The organism is Paractinoplanes rishiriensis (genome assembly GCF_016862375.1).
Taxonomy (GTDB): Bacteria; Actinomycetota; Actinomycetes; order Mycobacteriales; family Micromonosporaceae; genus Actinoplanes; species Actinoplanes rishiriensis.
This window is the reverse complement of the sequence record NZ_BOMV01000051.1, coordinates 119808-138487: the sequence shown is the minus strand read 5'-3', so window position 1 is coordinate 138487 and position 18680 is coordinate 119808. Positions and strand designations below refer to the sequence as shown.

Here is an 18680-nt window from a genome sequence, read left to right as displayed (position 1 = left end):
GTCAGGCGGCCGCGGCCACCTCGGTCGGGGCCAGCAACTGCCAGACCTCGCGGGTCGCGGTGGAGCGGTTCAGGGTGATGAAGTGGATGCCGGGGACGCCCTCGCGGAGCAGGCGGGCGCACATCTCGGCGCAGACCTCGATGCCCAGCGCGCGCACCGCGGCCTCGTCGTGGGCGACGCTCTCGAAGCGGGCCAGCAGCGCGGGCGGGAACGGGGCGCCGGACAGCTGCGACGAGCGCTCGATGGTGGCCATCCTGGTCACCGGCATGACGCCGGGGACTATCGGGGTGTCACAGCCGGCCTCGGCCACGCGGTCGCGGAGATGCAGGTATTCGTCGGCGTCGAAGAACATCTGGGTGATGGCGAAGTCGGCGCCGGCCCGGCACTTGCTCACGAAGTTGGCGGTGTCGCTGGCCACGTCGGGTGAGCGGGGGTGCTTGTACGGGAACGCGGCCACCCCGACGCTGAAGTCGCCGGACTCCTTGACCAGGCGTACCAGGTCTTCGGCGTACATGACTCCTTCGGGGTGCCGGACCCACTCGGCCATCGGGTCGCCGGGCGGGTCGCCCCGGACGGCCAGCACGTTGCGGATGCCGGCGCCGGCCAGGCGGCCGATCACGTTGCGCAGTTCGGCGACCGAGTGGTTCACCGCGGTGAGGTGGGCCATCGGGAGCAGCGTCGTCTCGGTGGCCACCCGCTCGGTCACCGCAACCGTGGTGTCGCGGGTGGTGCCGCCGGCCCCGTACGTGATCGACACGAAGCTGGGGCGCAGCGACTCGAGTTCGCGGATCGCCTGCCAGAGGAGAAGCTCGCCCTCGGGCGTTTTGGGCGGAAAGAACTCGAACGAGAACGTGGGCGCCTCCCCCCGGATCAGGTCGCCGATCGCGGGCGTGCCGGGAAGGCGTGAGGGAAGTCCGAGTGCCACACCCCGGACTCTACCGTCCGCAGTAAGAAGCGACGGGCGCGAGACCCGACGAGCAAAGGGCGCGAGATAGGCGCTAGCGTCGCACCGTGACTTCCCCCGTCGAAGCGGCCGGGCTGCGTCCCCGGGTCGACAAGGCACTTGCCGCCTTCCTGGCCACCGAACGCGACCGCCTGATCGCCATCGACCCGGCTCTGACCGAGTTCGCCGAGGCGCTGGAGGATTTCGTGCTGGGCGGCGGCAAGCGGCTGCGCCCCGCATTCGCCTACTGGGGTTACCGCGGAGCCGGCGGCGCCGACTCGGAGCACGTGGTGGCCGCGGTCGCCTCGCTCGAGTTGGTGCAGGCCAGCGCCCTCATCCACGACGACCTGATGGATCGGTCGGACACCCGGCGCGGGGAACCGGCGGTGCACCGCCGGTTCGAACGCCGGCACCGGGACGCGGGCTGGCGCGGCGGGGCCGGTGCGTTCGGGGACAACGCCGCCGTACTGCTCGGTGATCTCGCCCTGGTCTGGTCGGACGAGTTACTGCACGTCTCGGGGCTGACCGCCGATGAGCTGGGCCGGGCCCGCCCGGTTTTCGACGAGATGCGCACCGAGGTCACCGTCGGGCAGTACCTGGACGTGCTGACCCAGGCGACCGCGGACACGTCGGTCGAGCGGGCCGGCAAGGTGGCCCAGTTCAAGTCGGCCAAATACACGGTGGAACGGCCGCTGCTGCTGGGCGGTGCGATCGCGGGGGCGACGCCGGAGTTGCAGGCCGCGTACTCGGCGTTCGGGCTGCCGCTGGGTGAGGCGTTCCAGCTCCGCGACGACATTCTGGGCATCTTCGGCGATCCGTCGCAGACCGGGAAGCCGGCCGGTGACGACCTGCGCGAGGGCAAACGCACCTATTTGATAGCGGCCGCATTCCAGGCACTCGATGCGGGTGCCCGGGCCGAGCTCGACGCGGCGCTCGGCGACCAGTCCCTGGACGACGGCGGCGTGCAGCGGGCCCGGCAGCTGATCCGGGGCTCGGGCGCGCTGACCGCCACCGAGGCCCGGATCGACGTGCTGATGGCGGCCTCGCTGGCCGCGCTGGCGGCGGCTCCGATGGACGACGAGGCCCGTACGGTGCTAGGGGCGCTCGCGGACGCGGCGACCCGCCGCACGGTTTAGCAGCCGGCTGCCCTCGCCCGCGCGCGGCGTGCGCTGCACCCCGCGCCGCCCCCACCACACCCACAGGTCGAGCGTCAGCAGCACCAGCGCGAACCCGAACAGCAGGTCCTCGACCGGCGCGTGCACCAGCCGCCAGCCGATGATCGCGTCCGGCGCGTAGTTCACTATTCCGCGCCCGGTCAGGATGCCGTTCGACAAGAGCTGAAAACCAAAGACAATCGGGTACGTGGCCCAGAACGCCACCCGCCCGAGCAGCCGGACCCGCAGCACCGCCACGTCGACCAGCACGGCCACCAGCACGCCGAGCAGTGCGGCCGCGGTGTAGCTCACTCGTCACCGGCCGGTTTACCCAGGACCGCGCGTACCGCCTCGAACCCGAGGATCGCGCAGACCGGAACCACCAAGAAGAACATCACCTCGTCCAGCGGCAGGCCGCCGGGCAGGAAGATGCCGGTGATCTGGGAATGGTCGAACCACCAGTGCCCGGCGGCGATCGCCAGCAGGTCCCAGACCACGAACAGCACCGCGACCGGCAGCACGGTCAGCGCCAGCCGCCGCCACCGGCGGAACACGTTGACCTTGAGCACCGGTTCCAGCCAGACGGCCGCCGCCAAGCACCCCGCCAGCACGCTCAGATAGGCGAGGTGGCGCATCAGAACCCGAGGGCCTGCGCCCGCCGCTTCACCTCGCGCGCGCGGTGACCCCCGAGGCCGGTCGCCGCGTTCCCCTCCAGGGCATCGTCCGGTTCATACAGCCACCGGAGGGCCTCTTCGTCGTTATACCCGGCGTCGCGCAGCAAGGTCAGGACCCCCGGGAGGTGCTTGAGCACGGTGCCGTTGGCCACGAGCTCAGCGGGGACCAGCCGGACCCCGTCGCGCTTCACCGCGAGCAGTTGCCCGTCGCGGATCATCTGGTGCACCTTGCTGATCGACACGCCGAGCTTTTCGGACACATCCGGCAGGTTGACCCAACCGGCTGGCCCGGCGGTAACGGAATCGCTCACTCCTACAGCGTGCCAGATCGGAGAACGAACGCGATGAGCCTGTTCCGGACAATGCGCTCCGAGGCCGCCGGCGCCTGGCGTTCGGTGCGCTACGACCTGGGTCGCCGCCCGGTCGAGCCACCGGCCGACGGCCCGGACGTCACCTCCACGGGGATGAACACCTTCGGCGGTACGGCCGTGGAGTTCACCGCCCGGCCGGCCGGCCGGTCACCGCGGCGGGTCGCGGCCGTGACCGTGTTCGGCATGCTCACCGTGCTCGGGTCGGCCGGTGCCTACCTGGGTGTGGTGCACGGCCTCGGATCGCTGCTGCACGAGACCCCGGCGGCCGCCGACACCTTCCCGGCACCGCCCGCGGCCACCACGACGTACACCCCTAATGCCGGACTCGGCGCGGGCCCGGCGCCGACGCTGACCCGGAGGGCGGCGGCAGCGACGCTGCCGGTGGCGAACACCACGGTGCCGGCGACGCGGAGCAGCACGCCGAACGCGAGTCCGATTCGGACTCTGAATCCGACAAATCCGGAATGTGGGAGTTGCCACTTCCCGCCGGTGCCCACCCCGACCGCACCCAGCAGCGTGCCCTCCCCCACCGCGTCCAGCGCGAGCCCCGAGCCGAGCGACAGCACCTCGGTCGAGCCCAGCCCGAGCGAGACGTCGGCCACACCCAGCGAATCGGCCGAACCCAGCCATAACCCGCAAGACCGTCACCGCCGCCGACACCACTAAATAGCCTTTTGTCGGGGCAGACGCCGCCGCTCACAGTCCACGGCGTACCCGTTTGGACTCAGCTATGTCATCCTGGTCTGCCCCCACGCGAAAGACACATACACTTCACGCCGATGGACACCACAGTCGCCGATACGCTGATCGGCACGACGATTGACGGCCGCTACCGGATCACCGGTCGCGTAGCCCGTGGTGGCATGGCGACCGTCTACACGGCCGTCGACCAGCGACTCGAACGCACGGTCGCGCTGAAGATCATTCACCCGTCGCAGGCGACGAACGTCCACTTCGTGGACCGGTTCACCGACGAGGCCAAGACGATCGCCCGGCTCACCCATCCCAACGTCGTAGCCGTCTATGACCAGGGGCGCCACCTCGGCCTGCCCTACCTGGTGATGGAGTACGTGCAGGGCCGCACCCTGCGGGACGTGCTCACCCAGCGCCGCCGCCTCAACCCGGTCGAGGCCTGCGCGATCCTCGAGCAGATGCTCGCCGCCATCGCCGCCGCCCACCGGGCCGGCCTGGTGCACCGCGACGTCAAGCCAGAAAACGTGCTGGTCGCCGAGGCACCCAGCGGCGGCGCCGGCAACCTGGTCGACGCCGTGGTCAAGGTCGCCGACTTCGGCCTGGCCCGCGCGGTCGAGGCGAGCAGCATCGACGACTCCGGCCAGCTGATGGCCACAGTCGCGTACGTCGCACCGGAACTGGTCACCAACGGCCACGCCGACGCCCGCACCGACGTCTACTCGGCCGGTGTGGTGCTCTACGAGATGCTCACCGGGCGGGTGCCGTTCGACGGCGACGACCCGGTCGAGGTGGCCTGGCAACACGTGGACAACGACGTGCCGCCCCCGTCCCGGGTCGTCAAGGGCGTGCCCGCCGCGATGGACGAGCTGGTCGCCCGGGCCACCCGCCGCGACGCCGGCGCCCGCCCCACCGACGCCGGCGCCCTGCTGGCCGACGTGCAGACGGTCCGCGACGATCTGGGCGCCGCGAGCGTCGAGACCGCGCTGCTGCGCCAGGTCCCGCACTCGCGGCACGCGGCCGGCGGCGGCGCGGACGCGACCGCGGTGGTGCCCCGGGTCACCGACCGGCCGCGCTGGGCCCGGCTGCCCGAGCAGGCGCGCAACGCCCCGGGATACCGGCACGGCGAGGTCGCCGACGACTACCCCGGCGGCACCGACCGGCGCCGGCTGCTGCTGATGGCGGCCGTGGCGGTCATGGTGCTCGTGGTGATCGGCAGCACGTGGTGGGTCACCCTGGGCCGTTACACGGACGCACCGCCGATGATCAACATGACCAAGGACCAGGCGGTTCTCTACGCCGAGCAGCACAACTACAAGCTGCTGTTCGGCGACGGCGTCTACAGCGAGTCGATCGCCAAGGACACCGTGGTCAACCAGAGCCCGGCCGCCGGCGAGCGACTGGTCAAGGGCGGCACGATCACGCTCAGCCTGTCGCTCGGCAAGGAGCGTTTCCCCGTACCGGATCTGGTTGGTCTGGAACTCAACGCGGCACGCGGCGAGCTGGAGCAGAACGGTCTCAAGATCAAGCAGGGCGCCGGGCAGTACAGCGACACCGTGCCCGAGGGTGCGGTGCTGTCCACCAACCCGGCCAAGGGCACCGAGCTCAAGCGCGGTGACACGGTCACCGTGGTGCTCAGCAAGGGCCGGGCCCCGATCGCCGTGCCCGACCTGGTCGGCAAAAACATCAACGACGCCCGGTCGCAGCTCCAGCAGCTGGGTCTGGCCGCCGTCGAGCGGTACAAGGACAGCGACCAGCCGGCCGACACGGTCATCGCGCAGACGCCGAAACCCGGCACCGGCGCGGCCAACGACGACGAGGTCACCCTCGACGTCAGCAAGGGCCCGCCGCTGATCGCCGTGCCCGACGTCAACAACCAGCAGTGCCAGCAGGCGCAGACCGCGCTGCAGGGGGCAAACCTGCGGGTGCGGATCGAGGGCTTCAATCCGAACGGCTTCGTCCGCGGTCAGAACCCGGGCCCGAACACCCAGGTGCCGCCGCAGACCGAGGTGATCCTGCAGTGCTTCTAGACCACCGCCGGATCGGGTCGCACACCAAGACGTCCGGTGGCCTGGCCAAGGCTGCCCTGCCGTACGTGGACGCCGCCGGGTCTGAGACGCTGCAGGTGTACGTCTCCAACTCGCGCGGCTGGGCCCTGCCGCCCGGCGACCCGAAGCAGGACGAAATGTTCCAGGCCGGGATCACCGAGCGCGGCCTGCCCGCGTACATCCATGCCTCTCTGCTCGTGAATTTGGGCTCGCCGACCGAGCTCACCGTGGAACGCTCGGTGGCCACCCTGGCGCACGCCCTGGATCGGGGCGCGGCGATCGGCGCCACCGCGGTCGTCTATCACGCGGGCAGCTCGGTCGACCCGGCGCACGACGTCAAGGCCATGCACCAGCTGCGTGAGGCGCTGCTGCCGCTGCTCGACACCGCGGCGGCGCGGGGCCTGCCCAAGCTGCTGGTCGAGCCGAGTGCCGGCGGCGGCCGCAGCCTGGCGTCCAAGGTCGAGGATCTGGGCCCCTACCTGGCGGCGGTGGAAAATCACCCGTGGATGGGCGTCTGCTTCGACACCTGCCACGCCTGGGCGGCCGGCCACGACCTGGCCACCCCCGGCGGCATGACCGCGACCCTGGACTCGCTGATCGCCACGGTCGGCCCGGACCGCCTCATGCTGATCCACGCCAACGACTCGAAGGACGAGTGCGGCTCCACCCGCGACCGCCACGAGACCATCGGCCAGGGCCGGATCGGCACGGCGCCCTTCGCCGAGCTGCTCGCCCACCCGGCCACCGCCGGCATCCCGGTGATCGTCGAGACGCCGACGGTCGAACACGAGGGCCACGCCGCCGACATCGCCCTGCTCAAGACCCTGCGCTGAGGACCGGCAAGAGTCCAAAAATCTTGGTTGCCTAGATAGCGCACCCCCAGGTCCGGTCTGCACAGTAGGTGCATGAGTACTTACTACCGTGGCCCCGAGGTCGTCGTCACCTCCGCGTTCTTCGCCGCGCAGGACCGTCATTCGACGGTTTGCCATGGAGTGCGGGATATCGAAACGGAGCCTCCGGCCACGCGATCGACCGCCATGTTTGCGGCCGTCCTGGCCGCGGCGGCTGTGCTCGTCGGAGGGATCCTCGTTGCCCTGGCCGGCAGGCCCACCACCAACCGCAATCCTGTCTCAGCGCAGGCGCCAGCCGCGCTGTGGCATCGATTGCGGAACCGGTGGCTCATGAGTAGGTCACCTGGCTTCCGCCCGACTGAGGGAGCCAACTTTGACCGAGACCGTCATCTCATTTGCTGACTATCTCAACGCGGGACCGCTGGACTGCATGCTGGCCGGCTTGTTCTGGTTGCTCTTGTTGTCGCTTTACGCCCGCCGGAACCGGACCCGCAAGCGCGCCCACCGCATCCTCCGCGTCTTCTTCCCCACGATCCGCCGGGGCGGACACCGATGACCGCCTCCGAGCGAGGCGGCCGCCGACCCAAGGTCACCCCGCAGACCGTGGAGAAGATCAAGGAACTCGAACGCGAAGGGCACTCGTTGCCGGCCATCGCTCGGCACCTCAACGAGTGCGGTGTCCCGACGCCCACCGAAACCGACGTGCCACCGGAACTCCGCCGGGCCACGTGGAGCAAGTGGAATGTCCGTAACATCCTAGAAACCAGGCACTACCGGCGCTCGATGCTCGGCAACAGTACCGGCCCCGGCTAGGCTCCGGCCGACTCGAGGATGCCGGTCAGGACGTCGACGGCGCGGTCGGTGGCCGCGTCGTCGAGGTCGAGGTGGGTTACCAGGCGGGCCAGGTCGGGCAGCATCGCGGCCAGATGAACACCCTGCGCCGCCGCCTGCGCGGCGAGCGCCGGCGCGTCCAGCGGGTGCTTGCTCAGGTCGATCAGCACCAGGTTGGTGCGGACCAGGGCCGGATCACAGACGCCGTACGGGGCCAGCGCGTCGGCCAGCCGGCGGGCGCGGGCGTGGTCGTCGGCCAGGCGTTCCAGGTTGTGGGCCAGCGCGTACCGGCCGGCCGCGGCGAGGATGCCCACCTGGCGCATGCCGCCGCCCATCCGCTTGCGGATGACCCGGGCCCGGGCGATGCGCTCCCGGCTGCCGATCACCAGCGAGCCGACCGGCGCGCCCAGGCCCTTGGACAGGCAGACCGACAGCGTGTCGAACAGCGCGCCGTAGTCGGCCAGCGCCACGCCCTCGGCGACGTGGGCGTGCCAGATGCGGGCGCCGTCGCAGTGCAGCGGCAGCCCGGCCGCGTCGGCCACCGTGCGCAGCCGGCGCAGCGTGGCCAGCGGCACCACCGCTCCCCCGCCCAGGTTGTGGGTCTGCTCCACGGCGATCGCGCTGGTCGGCAGCGACGGGAAGCCGGCCGGGTGGATCATCGCGGCGATCTGGTCGGGGTCGAGAGCGGCGCCGACCGCGGGCCAGGTACGGGTGGAGATGCCGCCGATCGCGGCGGCCGCGCCCGACTCGTAGTTGACGACGTGCGCGTCGGCACCGGCCAGCAGCTCGCCGCCGGGCGGCACCACCAACTGGAGCGCGATCTGGTTGGCCATCGTGCCGGACGGCGCGAACAGCGCCGCCTCGTGCCCGAACAGGGCCGCCACCTCGGCCTCCAGCGCGCCGACCGTGGGGTCGTCGCCGAAGACGTCGTCGCCGACCTCGGCCTCGGCCATCGCCCGCCGCATCCCCGCCGACGGCCGGGTGACGGTGTCCGACCTCAGGTCAGCCACGGAGCATCTCCGCCACCAGGAACGCCAGCTCCAGCGACTGCTGGGTGTTCAGCCGCGGGTCGCAGGCCGTCTCGTACCGGTCGGGCAGGTCGAGGTCCTCGATGCCCTGCGCGCCGCCCAGGCACTCGGTGACGTCCTCGCCGGTCAGCTCGATGTGGATGCCGCCCGGGTGGGTCCCGAGGCCGCGGTGCACCTCGAAGTAGCCGAGCACCTCGTCGACGATCCGGTCGAAGTGCCGGGTCTTGTACCCGTTCGAGGACTCGTGGGTGTTGCCGTGCATCGGGTCGCACTGCCAGACCACCTTGGCACCGGCCGCGGTCACCTTGTCGACGATCGGCGGCAGGGCGTCCCGGATCCGGCCGTTGCCCATCCGGCTGATCAGCGTGAGCCGGCCGGGCACGTTGCCGGGGTTGAGCTTTTCGCACAGCTCCAGCGCGGTGTCGGGGGTGGTGCCCGGCCCGAGCTTGACCCCGATCGGGTTGGCGATCCGGCTCACGAAGTCGATGTGCGCGTGGTCCAGCTGCCGGGTGCGCTCGCCGATCCACAGGAAATGACCACTGAGCCCGTACGCGCGGCCGTCCGAGACCCGGGTGAGCGCGCGGTCGTACTCCAGCGCGAGGGCCTCGTGCGAGCAGTACAGGCTGACCGTTCGCAGCGCCTCGCTGTCGGTCATGCCGCAGGCCCGGATGAAGTCGAGGGCCCGGTCGATCTCGCGCGCGATCGCCTCGTACCGTTCACCGGCCGGCGAGGCCCGCACGAAGTCCTTGTTCCAGTCGTGCAAGCCGTGCAGGTCGGCCAGGCCGCCGGCCAGGTACGCCCGGAGCATGTTCATCGCGGCGGCCGAGTTCGCGTACGCCCGGATCATGCGCTGCGGGTCGGCCACCCGGGCCGCCTCGTTGGCGTCCAGCGAGTTGATCAGGTCGCCGCGGTAGGCCGGCAGGCCCAGCGAGTCGGTCGGCGAGGAGCGCGGCTTCGTGTACTGCCCGGCGACCCGGGCCACCTTGACCACCGGCATCGAGGCGCCGTACGTCAGCACGACCGCCATCTGCAGCAGGGTGCGCGCGTTGGCCAGCAGGTGGCTCTCGGTGTTGTCGGCGAACGTCTCGGCGCAGTCGCCGCCCTGGAGCAGGAACGCGCGGCCCTCGCACACCTCGGCGAGCCGGACCCGGAGCTGGTCGACCTCGTAGGGCGCCACGATCGACGGCACGTTGTCGAGCACCTTGCAGACCGAGGCCACCTCGCCGGCGTCCGGCCACGGCGGCACCTGCACCCGTGGCAGGGTGCGCCAGTGGTCGAGGCCGAGGGCCTCGTCCTCGGCGGAGTCGGTGGACGGGCGGGACGTCTGCAGTGCCGGGTTGCCCACCCCGGGGTAGCTCAGCTGATGCCACTCACGGCGCATGCCGGAAACAATACGAAAGCGGGGCCCCGGGCGTGCGCCCGGTGCCCCGCTTTCGTCCCTGGGTTAAAGGTTGTTCTTCATCGCCGTGATCAGTTCACCGTTGCTGGTGTCGCCGGAGAGCTCCCAGAAGAAGGCACCCGCGAGACCCTGCTGCTTCACGTACGACATCTTCCCCGCGATGGTGGCCGGGGTGTCGTAGCTCCACCAGTTGCTGCCGCACTTGGCGTAGGCGGTGCCGCCGACGGTGCCGGTGGCCGGGCAGCTGTTCTTGAGGACCTTGTAGTCCTCGATGCCGGCCTCGTAGGTGCCGGGCGCCGCCCCGCTGGCCGACCCGCCCGGTGCGACCTGCGAGACGCCGGTCCAGCCGCGTCCGTAGAACCCGATGCCGAGCAGCATCTTGCTGGCCGGTACACCCTTGCTCTTCAGTTTCTGGATCGCGGCGTCCGACCAGAAGCCCTGCTGCGGGATGCCCGCGTACGAGGTCAGCGGCGAGTGCGGTGCGGTCGGGCCCTGCGCGGCGAAGGCGCCGAAGTAGTCGTACGTCATCGGGAAGACCAGGTTGAGCTTCCCGATGCCGGACGCGTAGTCGGCCGCGTCGATCTTGCCGCCGTTCGAGCCGTCCGCGGTGATCGCCGAGGTGATCAGGAAGTTCTGGCCGAACTTGTTCCGCAGCGCGGTGATGACGTTGTTGTACGACGCCGGGCCGCTCGCGTCGCAGCTCAGACCGCACGCGTTCGGGTACTCCCAGTCGATGTCGATGCCGTCGAAGACGTCCGACCAGCGGGAGTCCTTGATCAGGTTGTAGCAGCTGTTCGCGAAGCCGGTCGGGTTGGCCGCCGCCTGCGTGAAGCCGCCGGACCAGGTCCAGCCGCCGAACGACCACAGCACCTTGATGTTCGGGTACAGCTTCTTGAGCTTGCGCAGCTGGTTGAACGAGCCACGCAGCGCGCCGGCGTCCCAGGTGTCGGCTACGCCGTCCACACTGTTGGCCGCGGTGTACGCCATGTCGTAGTCGGCGTAGGAGTCACCGATCGTGCACTGCCCGCCGGTGGTGTTACCGAACGCATACAGGATGTGCGTCAGTTTGCTCGCCGAACCCGAGGTCACCAGGTTCTTGACGAAGTACTGCCGCTGGTAGACGCCCCACTGGGCGAAGTAGCCGACGAGGTTCTTACCGCTCGGCCCGGTGGTCGGAGTGGTGGTGGGCGGCGTCGTCGGGGTGGTCGTGGGAGGGGTGGTCGGTGTGGTGGTCGGCGGCGTCGTGGGGGTGGTGCCGCCGCAGGCACCGCCGTCGCGCCAGACGTCCCACTGACCGCTGTGGGTGGCTGGGGATTCGTTCTGGGTCCACCACTTGGCGGTGTAGTTGCGTCCGTTCTGGGAAGCGACGTTGTTCGCGACATATACGGCGGCGGAGGACCACGCGGGGGCACAGGCCACCGCGGCTGACGCCTGAGCCGTGGGGACCGCGGCGGTGGCAGCCACCGCGATCACACCGGCGCAGAGAGCGCGGCGGAGGGATTTCTGCACTTCGTCTCCTCGTGAACAGTTAGGAAAGTTTCCAAAAAGTTCGTTGCCGAGACGGTAGTCACAGCTATTCACAATCGTCAAGATGCAGGTCCTGGATTAAGCAATGGTCTTAACTTCGGATCACCCATCGGTACGGGGTGCACACGGACGGACACAGCGCGTAGTCTGCCGTCATGACCATTTACGCCGTCGACACCTATCTGGTCACTGTGTACTGCGAACGCCTGAGCGGCCGATGATCCACGTCATCGGCGTCGACGCGTACGCGCTCGGATGGGTCGGGGTCGAGCTCCGGGACGGCGCGTTCGGCCGCGCGGTGCTCGCGTCTTCCCTGTACGAGATCGTCGCGAACAGCTCCGGCGCCGCGGTGATCGGCGTCGACATCCCCCTCGGCATGCTGCCGGACCGCTGGCGGGCGGCCGACACGCTGGCCGCCGACCAGCTCGGACCCCGGCGCGGCAGCGTGTTCCGGGTGCCGCCGCGGGCGGTCTGGCGGGCGAACGACTTCGCCGCGGCCAACAAGATCTGCCGGGAGCTCACCGGCGCGGGCCTGAGCCGGCAGTCCTGGGCGCTGCGGCCCAAACTGCTCGAGGCCAACGCGATCTGGGAGCGGCACCCGGGTCTGCTCTTCGAGGCACACCCGGAAGTCTCGTTCCGCACCATGGCCGGCGAGCCGTTGCAGTTCGCCAAGAAGACCTGGACCGGTCAGGCCAAGCGGCGGGAACTGCTGGCCCGCAACGGGATCGTGCTGCCCGACCAGATCGGCCCGGCCGGGCAGGCGCCGCCGGACGACATCCTGGACGCCGCGGCGGTGGCCTGGTCGGCACACCGGATGGCGACCGGGACAGCGCTGAGCCATCCGTCCCCACCGGAGGAGACGGACGGCTCAAAGATCGCTATTTGGTACTGAGCTTATTTAATGCCGGGCTTATTTAGTGCCGGGAGCCATCTGGACGGCGATCTCGGAGGCCCGGTCGCGGGCGGCCTCGAGTGCGGTGAGGAAGGCCGCCCGGACGCCGTGCTTCTCCAGCTCGTGGATCGCGGCGATGGTGGTGCCGGCCGGCGAGGTGACCGCCTCGCGCAGCTTGACCGGGTGCTCGCCGGAGTCGCGCAGCATCTGCGCCGAGCCGATCGCGGTCTGCACCACGAGCTCGTGCGCCACCTGGCGGGGCAACCCGAGCAGGATGCCGGCGTCGATCATCGCCTCGACCAGCAGATAGAAGTAGGCCGGTCCGGAACCGGAGAGCGCGGTCACCGCGTCCTGCTGCGACTCGGGCACCCGCAGGGTGGCGCCGAGCGGCTGGAAGATCTCCTCGGTGAGGGCCAGGTGCTCCTCAGTCGCGTACGCGCCCGCCGAGATCACCGTCATCGCCTGGTCGACGAACGCCGGGGTGTTGGTCATCACCCGCACCACCGGGATGCCGCCGGGCAGCCGCGCGGTGAAGAAGCTGGTCGGCAGGCCGGCGCACAGTGAGACCACGAGCTTGCCGGGCGGGACCTTCATGCCCCAGTCCTCGAGCAGCTTGGCGGCGTCCTGCGGCTTGACCGCCACGGCCAGCACGTCGGCCTGGGTGACCGCGGTGAGGTTGAGCACCGGCCGGATGCCGTACTTCTCGGACAGCTCGGCGGCCCGTTCCGGGCGCCGGGTGGTGGCCAGCAACTGGTGCGGCGGCCAGCCGGCCCGCAGCAGTCCGGAGAGGACCACCTCACCGAGCTTGCCCGCGCCGATCACGGCGACACTGTGCTTGGTCATCTCTACCTCTTTATGAAGAAGAGGGGCGACCGCGCCGGCCGCCCCTCTGCTTTCCTGAGCCGATGTCTCAGCTGCCGAAGAAGACCTCGGCCTCTTCGTAGCGGGAGAGCGGAACGGTCTTCAGCTCGCCGGTGCCCTCGATGAGCGGCACGCGGACGATGTCGGTGCCCCGCAGCGCCATCATCTTACCGAAATCGCCCTCGTGGACGGCGTCAATCGCCTGCAGCCCGAACCGGGTGGCGAGCACCCGGTCGAACGCGCTCGGGGTGCCGCCGCGCTGGATGTGACCGAGGACGACCGTACGGGCCTCCTTGCCGGTCTTCTCCTCCAGCTGCGAGGCCAGCCACTGGCCGATGCCGCCGAGGCGGACGTGGCCGAACGCGTCCAGCTCCTGGTTGTGCAGGACCATCTGGCCCTCGAGCGGCTGGGCGCCCTCGGCGACCACCACGATCGGGGCGTACTCGACCTGGAACCGCTTGGTCACGTACGTGGCGACCTGGTCGACGTCGAAGTTGCGCTCGGGCAGCAGGATCACGTTGGCGCCACCGGCCAGGCCGGCGTGCAGCGCGATCCAGCCGGCGTGCCGGCCCATTACCTCGACGACCAGGGTGCGGTGGTGCGACTCGGCGGTCGTGTGCAGCCGGTCGATCGCCTCCATGGCGATGTTCACCGCGGTGTCGAAACCGAACGTGAAGTCGGTCGCGTTCAGGTCGTTGTCGATCGTCTTGGGCACGCCGACCACGTTGACGCCGAGGTCGTTGAGCTTGGTGGCGACGCCGAGGGTGTCCTCGCCGCCGATCGCCACCAGCGCGTCCACGCCCTGCTCGGCCAGGTTGGCCTTGATCTTCTCAACCCCGCCGTCGATCTTGAACGGGTTGGTGCGGGACGAACCCAGGATCGTGCCGCCACGAGGCAGGATGCCCCGCACCTCCGCGATGCCGAGCGGCTTCGTCAGACCCTCCAGCGGGCCCTTCCAGCCGTCGCGGAAGCCGACGAACTCGTGACCGTAAGCGGCGACACCCTTGCGGACCACCGCCCGGATCACCGCGTTGAGACCGGGGCAGTCGCCGCCGCCGGTGAGCACGCCGATACGCATGTTTTGCTCGTCCTCCCTGATCGGGTATGCGAGAAGCAGAAAGCCCGTCGAGCCCCAGGGAGCGCAGAGTTCGCCACAAGCGCAGTTTCGGCAGCGTTGCCGGCCCGGGGCGGGCCGCAACCGCACTTTAGCCGCCGCGTCCCAGCCGGGCTCGCGCGCCCCCCACCCAGGCTATGCCCACCGGCCTGCTGACCAGCCGGTCAGGTGATCAGCCGGTCATGGTCTGCCAGCGGGCGAGGTTGTGCTTCGCGTCGACCAGGGCGTCGTGCCGGCCGGTCATGGTGGGCAGGGTGGGCCGGCCGCGGTCGTCCCAGAGCTGGCGCAGATCCTTGGTGAAGCGCGGGATCTCCCGGGGCAGGGCCGGCATGGCACCCCACAGCTGGGCGAGGGCCACGTGGTCGTACGCGGCGAACCACGCCCACAGCTCGATCGCCTCGCCGGGGCGCCCGCGTACCGGCTCCATCAGGAACTCGTGCAGGTCGTCGCGGATGCGCTCGCGGGAGCGCCACGCCTTGTCACTGGGGGACGGCAACTTGTCGAGGACGTTGCGGCGCACCCACGGAATCGCCTTGGTGTCGTCGAATTCGGTGCTGACCGCGTAGAACTCACGGCCGAACTCGTCGACGACGCCGATCGAGACCAGGTCGATGACCGTGCCGTCCTCGATGAACTCGCAGTCGTAAAAATAGCGGTATCCCATCGCCCACCATCCTTACCCATGGGTCAACCAGCCTCATCCACGGGTCAACCTGGGGCTGACTCCAGGGCCTCCCGCGCGCGTTGCAGCGGCTCGGCGCAGCCCAGCCGGGCCGCCCGGTCGGCCTGCACCGCCCAGCGCAGCCGCAGCAGCACCGGCAGGGCGGCGTCGAGTTCGTCCCGGCGCACCGGGCCGGCCGCGAGGTAGCCGTCGATCAGTTCGGCGGCGTGGCGCGGGCCGCCGGCGTAGACCACGGCCGCGGCCACGTCGTAGACGAGCGGGCCGACGCCGCTGGCCCCGCAGTCGAGCAGGCCCGCCCGTCCGGTTCCGGCGTCCACCACGAAGCTTGCCGGCGCCGGGTCGCCGTGCAGCACCCCGTAGGTCAGGCGGTCGGTGACGGTGAGGCGGGTGGTGGCGCTGACCGCGTCGGCCACCGCGGCGCGCAGCCATGGTGCCGCGTCGAGATGGGCCGCGTCCGGATCGAGCAGCTGCCAGGGTCGCAGGCCGGGATGATGAAAACCTTGAAGAGCACGGTGTACGGCGCCCAGCCGGTCCCCCCACCACTGCTGATCCACCGGGTCGCCCCCGACGAGCGGCCGGCCCGGCACCCGGCGCAGCACGGCCAGCGCCCCGGCCGCGGTCTGCGCGGTCAGCCCGCCCCCGAGCGTGCGCACCGGCTCGCCGGCCACGATGCGGCGGCCGCGCAGGTGCTCGGCGGCCATCAGGCCGGCCTCCACGGGTTGCCGGGCGCTGGGCTCGGCGAGCCGGCACACGTATTTGTCGGGGCCCACGGTGATCTCCCAGCCGTGGGACATGACCTCGGCGGGCAGTGCGGTGAACTCACTGGGCTGGAGATGCCACTGGTCCCGCAGGGTTTCGCGTACAAGGTCGTCGTCCGGCACGGCGGGATTGTCTCGACACAACCGGCAAATTCGACGGACAGGATGGGCGACAATCACGCTTGGCGATCGAAAGGTTTACAGATAGCGACCAGCACGACATGATCGTACGAGGCAGTCGCAGCTTTCCTGCGTGCTTATGGCGCCGGAGTGTTGCTTCGTGCTATTAGTGATCGTTCGCGTCGTGGGGCCGACGCTGGCCGGGTCGCCGACGCGGTCCCCACCGGGGGAGGGATTGCGCCGTGGACCATCGTTTGCCGGATTCCGGCGACGCGCTCACCGGCGTGGAAATGTTCGCCGGCCTAGAGCCGGACGTTCGGCAGCGGGTCATCGCCACCGCGGTTCCACGCACGTACCGCAAGGGACAGATCATTTTCGTCGAGCACGACCCCGGCGAGTCCCTGATCATCCTGAAACGCGGCGCCGTCGCGATCTTCCGTACCGCGCCCACCGGGGAACGCGCGGTGCTGACCGTGGTCCGCCCGCCGGACGTGCTCGGCGAAGTGTCCCTTCTGGACGCTTCGGCGCGCAGCGCGTCCGCCGAGGCCATCGAGGACTGCCAGGCCCTGACCCTGTCCCGGGCCGCGTTCATCGACCTGGTGCACGCCAACCCGCGCATCCTCGACGCGGTGATGCGGTCGGTGGGCGCGCTGATCCGCCGGCTGACCGAGCAGAACACCGACCACGTCTTCCTGGACCTGCCCGGCCGGGTGGCCAAGACGCTGGTCCGGCTGGCCGGCGAGAGCCAGGCACCGATGATCACGATCGAGCTCAACCAGAGCCAGCTGGCCGAGATGGCCGGCGGCTCCCGGCAGAGCGTCAACCAGGCGATCGGCTCATTCGCGAGCCGCGGCTGGCTACGCACCGAGGGCCGCCGCATCGTGGTCACCGACCTGCAGGCGCTACGCCGCCGCGCCGGCATGGGAACCGTCTGACCACATTCCGATAAACATGGTCAGGTGCGAGGGGCGTGGCTCGGGTCGCGGGTCGGGGCCTCGATGGTGGTCTTGAGGCTGCTCGCGTAGATGTCGACGTACTCGCGGCCGGACAACGTCATCAGCTCGTACATGATCTCGTCGGTGATCGCCCGCTCGACGAAGCGGTCGCCGCGGGCTTGCGCGTATCGGGAGAAGTCGAGGGGTGCGCCGATGTTCATGCGTACCCGCTTGATCTTGGGAATCAGCTTGCCGGTGGGCTGGATCTCGTCGGTGTTGAGCAAGCCCACCGGAATCACCACCGCGCCGCTCTCCAGCACCAGCCGGGCCACCCCGGTCTTGCCGCGATAGAGGCGGCCGTCCGGCGACCGGGTGCCCTCCGGATAGATCCCGGCGATGCCGCCCTCGCGCAGCACCCGCAGCAGGGTGTCCAGCGCCGCCTGGGCCGCCTTGCCGCCCGAACGGTCGACCGGGATGGTGCCCGTTCCGCTGAAGAACTGACGCATGAGCCAGCCTTTGACGCCCTTGCCGGTGAAGTACTCCGCTTTGGCGACGAACGTCACCCTGCGATCGACCATCAACGGTGTGAAGATCGAGTCAGAGAAGGAAAGGTGGTTGCAGGCCAGAATCACCGGACCGTTCGACGGCACGTTGCCGAGCCCCCGCACCTGGGGGCGGAAGAGTAGCTTCAGCAGCGGCCCGAGAACCACGTACTTGAGCAGCCAATAGAACACGAGTGTCCAATCCATGGCGTCCGGGCCGATCTTCGACGGCTGGGCCGGGCGCAGGGGAAGCGTACGAAGCGGGACGGCGCGCCACAACGCACTCCCGCAACCGGTGCTTGTCGTGTCACCATTCAAGGCACGGTCGGCGAGGGAGTGTGCAGGGTGACAGCGGGTGGCGCCCGACGCGGGCGGCGGGACAACGGGCTGGACGCGGCCGACTTCGCCGTGGCCGGCGACGTTGATCCGCGGGTCGGTGAGCACCTGCTCGACGTGCTCCAGGCGGCCGGCATCGCGGCCTACCTGCAACCCACGGCCGATCTCAACCCGATCCTGCGGGCCACCACGCTGCCGGACCGGCCCATCGACCGGCTCTACGTCGACCGCACCCATCTCGACGTCGCCCGCGAGCACCTGCACAAGGTGACCGGCGGCGCACCGGCGACCCCGCCCGCCGACCCGACGGCCGAGCCCGACATCGAGGCCGAGTGGGCCAAGATCGTGGCGGGCTTCCACACCTCGGTCGACCCGACCGCGCAGCCGTGGCCCGCCTCCGAGGACGTCACCCGCGCCGCCGAGCCGGCCCGCGACACCGAGGAGCCGGCCCTGGGCGAGGCTGCGACGGGCGAGGCTGCGACCGGCGAGGCTGCGACGAGCGAGCCAGTCTCCCACCACCGGCGGCGCACCGACCAGCAGCCCGAGACGTCGCTGCTCGACGGCCTCGACACGTTCGGCGCCGACCTGGCCGATGTCGACGACCAGGACGAACGGTATGTCCCGCCGCCGCCTCCGCCGCTGCCGCGGATCTCCAAGTACGCGGCCATGGGCGTGGCCGGCGTCGGGCTCGGCTTTGTGCTGTTCCTGTTCCCGGGCCTGCTGCCGATCTCCCGCGACTACGTGACGCTGCTCGGCTTCGCGGCCATTGTGACCGGCGCCGTGATGCTGGTGTGGCGGTTGCGCTCCGGCGACGACGAGGACGACGACTACGACGACGGCGCTGTGGTCTGACGCCCGTTTGGCAAGCCCCGAGTCGAATAGACCACTATCGGTATAGATCACGGTAGCGTTCCAGTAACCTTC

Annotated in this window: 21 protein-coding genes; 9 read left to right on the top strand and 12 right to left on the bottom strand. The window is 70.2% G+C overall.

What is annotated here, in order from left to right:
• Nucleotide 1 precedes the first annotated feature (1 nt).
• The gene (gene metF / locus Ari01nite_RS21455) at nucleotides 2–925 is read right to left on the bottom strand and encodes a methylenetetrahydrofolate reductase [NAD(P)H] (protein WP_203783125.1); all 924 of its coding nucleotides are present in this window, start codon (nucleotides 923–925) and stop codon (nucleotides 2–4) included.
• A gap of 86 nt (nucleotides 926–1011) precedes the next feature.
• Here metF and Ari01nite_RS21450 point away from each other — a divergent pair, with 86 nt between their 5' ends.
• Nucleotides 1012–2079: a polyprenyl synthetase family protein gene (locus Ari01nite_RS21450; protein ID WP_203783123.1), complete on the top strand. Its 1068-nt coding sequence runs from the start codon at nucleotides 1012–1014 to the stop codon at nucleotides 2077–2079.
• Here the strand turns inward: Ari01nite_RS21450 and Ari01nite_RS21445 are convergent.
• Genes Ari01nite_RS21445 through Ari01nite_RS21435 form a run of 3 tightly spaced genes read right to left on the bottom strand, consistent with a single transcriptional unit; the run spans nucleotide 2038 to nucleotide 3082 of the window.
• Nucleotides 2038–2409 (bottom strand): lycopene cyclase domain-containing protein, encoded by a 372-nt coding sequence (locus Ari01nite_RS21445; protein WP_203783121.1) that lies wholly within the window; start codon nucleotides 2407–2409, stop codon nucleotides 2038–2040. The genes Ari01nite_RS21450 and Ari01nite_RS21445 overlap by 42 nt on opposite strands.
• Nucleotides 2406–2732, bottom strand: a complete 327-nt coding sequence (locus Ari01nite_RS21440; protein ID WP_203783119.1) for a lycopene cyclase domain-containing protein — start codon at nucleotides 2730–2732, stop codon at nucleotides 2406–2408. Before Ari01nite_RS21440 ends, Ari01nite_RS21445 begins: the two co-directional genes overlap by 4 nt.
• Nucleotides 2732–3082 (bottom strand): Rv2175c family DNA-binding protein, encoded by a 351-nt coding sequence (locus Ari01nite_RS21435; protein ID WP_203783117.1) that lies wholly within the window; start codon nucleotides 3080–3082, stop codon nucleotides 2732–2734. Before Ari01nite_RS21435 ends, Ari01nite_RS21440 begins: the two co-directional genes overlap by 1 nt.
• Before the next feature lie 33 nt (nucleotides 3083–3115).
• Here Ari01nite_RS21435 and Ari01nite_RS21430 point away from each other — a divergent pair, with 33 nt between their 5' ends.
• The 5 genes from Ari01nite_RS21430 to Ari01nite_RS21410 all read left to right on the top strand — a co-directional run bounded on the left by Ari01nite_RS21430 (nucleotide 3116) and on the right by Ari01nite_RS21410 (nucleotide 7544).
• Complete coding sequence (locus Ari01nite_RS21430) at nucleotides 3116–3808, top strand: hypothetical protein (protein WP_203783115.1); 693 nt, start codon at nucleotides 3116–3118, stop codon at nucleotides 3806–3808.
• 113 nt (nucleotides 3809–3921) lie between these two features.
• Nucleotides 3922–5862, top strand: a complete 1941-nt coding sequence (gene pknB / locus Ari01nite_RS21425; protein WP_203783113.1) for a Stk1 family PASTA domain-containing Ser/Thr kinase — start codon at nucleotides 3922–3924, stop codon at nucleotides 5860–5862.
• On the top strand, nucleotides 5853–6713 hold the full coding sequence (locus Ari01nite_RS21420; protein ID WP_203783111.1) for a deoxyribonuclease IV: 861 nt from the start codon (nucleotides 5853–5855) through the stop codon (nucleotides 6711–6713). The genes pknB and Ari01nite_RS21420 overlap by 10 nt, the downstream gene beginning before the upstream one ends.
• A 391-nt stretch (nucleotides 6714–7104) precedes the next feature.
• The gene (locus Ari01nite_RS21415; RefSeq protein WP_203783109.1) at nucleotides 7105–7287 is read left to right on the top strand and encodes a hypothetical protein; all 183 of its coding nucleotides are present in this window, start codon (nucleotides 7105–7107) and stop codon (nucleotides 7285–7287) included.
• Nucleotides 7284–7544: a recombinase family protein gene (locus Ari01nite_RS21410; protein ID WP_203783107.1), complete on the top strand. Its 261-nt coding sequence runs from the start codon at nucleotides 7284–7286 to the stop codon at nucleotides 7542–7544. Before Ari01nite_RS21415 ends, Ari01nite_RS21410 begins: the two co-directional genes overlap by 4 nt.
• Here Ari01nite_RS21410 and Ari01nite_RS21405 read toward each other — a convergent pair.
• The 3 genes from Ari01nite_RS21405 to Ari01nite_RS21395 form a co-directional block, all read right to left on the bottom strand.
• Entirely contained in the window at nucleotides 7541–8572 is a 1032-nt protein-coding gene (locus Ari01nite_RS21405) for a threonine aldolase family protein (protein ID WP_203783106.1), read from the bottom strand. The genes Ari01nite_RS21410 and Ari01nite_RS21405 overlap by 4 nt on opposite strands.
• Nucleotides 8565–9971 carry a class II 3-deoxy-7-phosphoheptulonate synthase gene (locus Ari01nite_RS21400; RefSeq protein ID WP_203783105.1) on the bottom strand — a complete coding sequence of 469 codons (1407 nt, stop codon included), beginning with the start codon at nucleotides 9969–9971 and terminating at the stop codon, nucleotides 8565–8567. The genes Ari01nite_RS21405 and Ari01nite_RS21400 overlap by 8 nt, the downstream gene beginning before the upstream one ends.
• A gap of 63 nt (nucleotides 9972–10034) precedes the next feature.
• Nucleotides 10035–11498: a glycosyl hydrolase family 18 protein gene (locus tag Ari01nite_RS21395; protein WP_203783104.1), complete on the bottom strand. Its 1464-nt coding sequence runs from the start codon at nucleotides 11496–11498 to the stop codon at nucleotides 10035–10037.
• A 235-nt stretch (nucleotides 11499–11733) separates the two neighbouring features.
• Here Ari01nite_RS21395 and Ari01nite_RS21390 point away from each other — a divergent pair, with 235 nt between their 5' ends.
• Nucleotides 11734–12408, top strand: coding sequence for a DUF429 domain-containing protein (locus Ari01nite_RS21390; RefSeq protein WP_203783103.1), 675 nt, complete (start codon nucleotides 11734–11736; stop codon nucleotides 12406–12408).
• 18 nt (nucleotides 12409–12426) lie between these two features.
• Here the strand turns inward: Ari01nite_RS21390 and proC are convergent, their stop codons facing one another.
• From proC to Ari01nite_RS21370, 4 genes are all read right to left on the bottom strand, one after another.
• Nucleotides 12427–13251: a pyrroline-5-carboxylate reductase gene (proC, locus tag Ari01nite_RS21385; RefSeq protein WP_203783102.1), complete on the bottom strand. Its 825-nt coding sequence runs from the start codon at nucleotides 13249–13251 to the stop codon at nucleotides 12427–12429.
• A gap of 67 nt (nucleotides 13252–13318) precedes the next feature.
• A complete protein-coding gene (locus Ari01nite_RS21380) occupies nucleotides 13319–14347 on the bottom strand; it encodes a 6-phosphofructokinase (RefSeq protein WP_203783100.1) in 1029 nt (342 codons plus the stop codon).
• 208 nt (nucleotides 14348–14555) lie between these two features.
• Nucleotides 14556–15047 (bottom strand): polyadenylate-specific 3'-exoribonuclease AS, encoded by a 492-nt coding sequence (locus Ari01nite_RS21375; RefSeq protein WP_203783098.1) that lies wholly within the window; start codon nucleotides 15045–15047, stop codon nucleotides 14556–14558.
• Nucleotides 15048–15091: 44 nt separating this feature from the next.
• Nucleotides 15092–15946, bottom strand: a complete 855-nt coding sequence (locus Ari01nite_RS21370) for a phosphotransferase enzyme family protein (protein WP_203783090.1) — start codon at nucleotides 15944–15946, stop codon at nucleotides 15092–15094.
• A 287-nt stretch (nucleotides 15947–16233) separates the two neighbouring features.
• On the opposite strand from Ari01nite_RS21370, the gene Ari01nite_RS21365 reads away from it, so the two are divergent.
• On the top strand, nucleotides 16234–16878 hold the full coding sequence (locus tag Ari01nite_RS21365) for a Crp/Fnr family transcriptional regulator (RefSeq protein ID WP_438872209.1): 645 nt from the start codon (nucleotides 16234–16236) through the stop codon (nucleotides 16876–16878).
• A 20-nt stretch (nucleotides 16879–16898) separates the two neighbouring features.
• On the opposite strand, the gene Ari01nite_RS21360 is transcribed toward Ari01nite_RS21365, so the two are convergent.
• Nucleotides 16899–17612 (bottom strand): lysophospholipid acyltransferase family protein, encoded by a 714-nt coding sequence (locus Ari01nite_RS21360; RefSeq protein WP_203783236.1) that lies wholly within the window; start codon nucleotides 17610–17612, stop codon nucleotides 16899–16901.
• A 153-nt stretch (nucleotides 17613–17765) separates the two neighbouring features.
• On the opposite strand from Ari01nite_RS21360, the gene Ari01nite_RS21355 reads away from it, so the two are divergent.
• Entirely contained in the window at nucleotides 17766–18608 is an 843-nt protein-coding gene (locus tag Ari01nite_RS21355) for a DUF308 domain-containing protein (protein WP_203783087.1), read from the top strand.
• Nucleotides 18609–18680: the final 72 nt, after the last annotated feature.

Bases quoted from the DNA above. Each gene is read 5' to 3' on its own strand.
- Ari01nite_RS21440 (WP_203783119.1), bottom strand. From the start codon at position 2,732: ATGCGCCACCTCGCCTATCTGAGCGTGCTGGCGGGGTGCTTGGCGGCG.
- Ari01nite_RS21430 (WP_203783115.1), top strand. From the start codon at position 3,116: ATGAGCCTGTTCCGGACAATGCGCTCCGAGGCCGCCGGCGCCTGGCGT.
- pknB (WP_203783113.1), top strand. From the start codon at position 3,922: ATGGACACCACAGTCGCCGATACGCTGATCGGCACGACGATTGACGGC.
- Ari01nite_RS21410 (WP_203783107.1), top strand. From the start codon at position 7,284: ATGACCGCCTCCGAGCGAGGCGGCCGCCGACCCAAGGTCACCCCGCAG.
- Ari01nite_RS21400 (WP_203783105.1), bottom strand. From the start codon at position 9,971: ATGCGCCGTGAGTGGCATCAGCTGAGCTACCCCGGGGTGGGCAACCCG.
- Ari01nite_RS21390 (WP_203783103.1), top strand. From the start codon at position 11,734: ATGATCCACGTCATCGGCGTCGACGCGTACGCGCTCGGATGGGTCGGG.
- proC (WP_203783102.1), bottom strand. From the start codon at position 13,251: ATGACCAAGCACAGTGTCGCCGTGATCGGCGCGGGCAAGCTCGGTGAG.
- Ari01nite_RS21380 (WP_203783100.1), bottom strand. From the start codon at position 14,347: ATGCGTATCGGCGTGCTCACCGGCGGCGGCGACTGCCCCGGTCTCAAC.
- Ari01nite_RS21375 (WP_203783098.1), bottom strand. From the start codon at position 15,047: ATGGGATACCGCTATTTTTACGACTGCGAGTTCATCGAGGACGGCACG.
- Ari01nite_RS21365 (WP_438872209.1), top strand. From the start codon at position 16,234: ATGTTCGCCGGCCTAGAGCCGGACGTTCGGCAGCGGGTCATCGCCACC.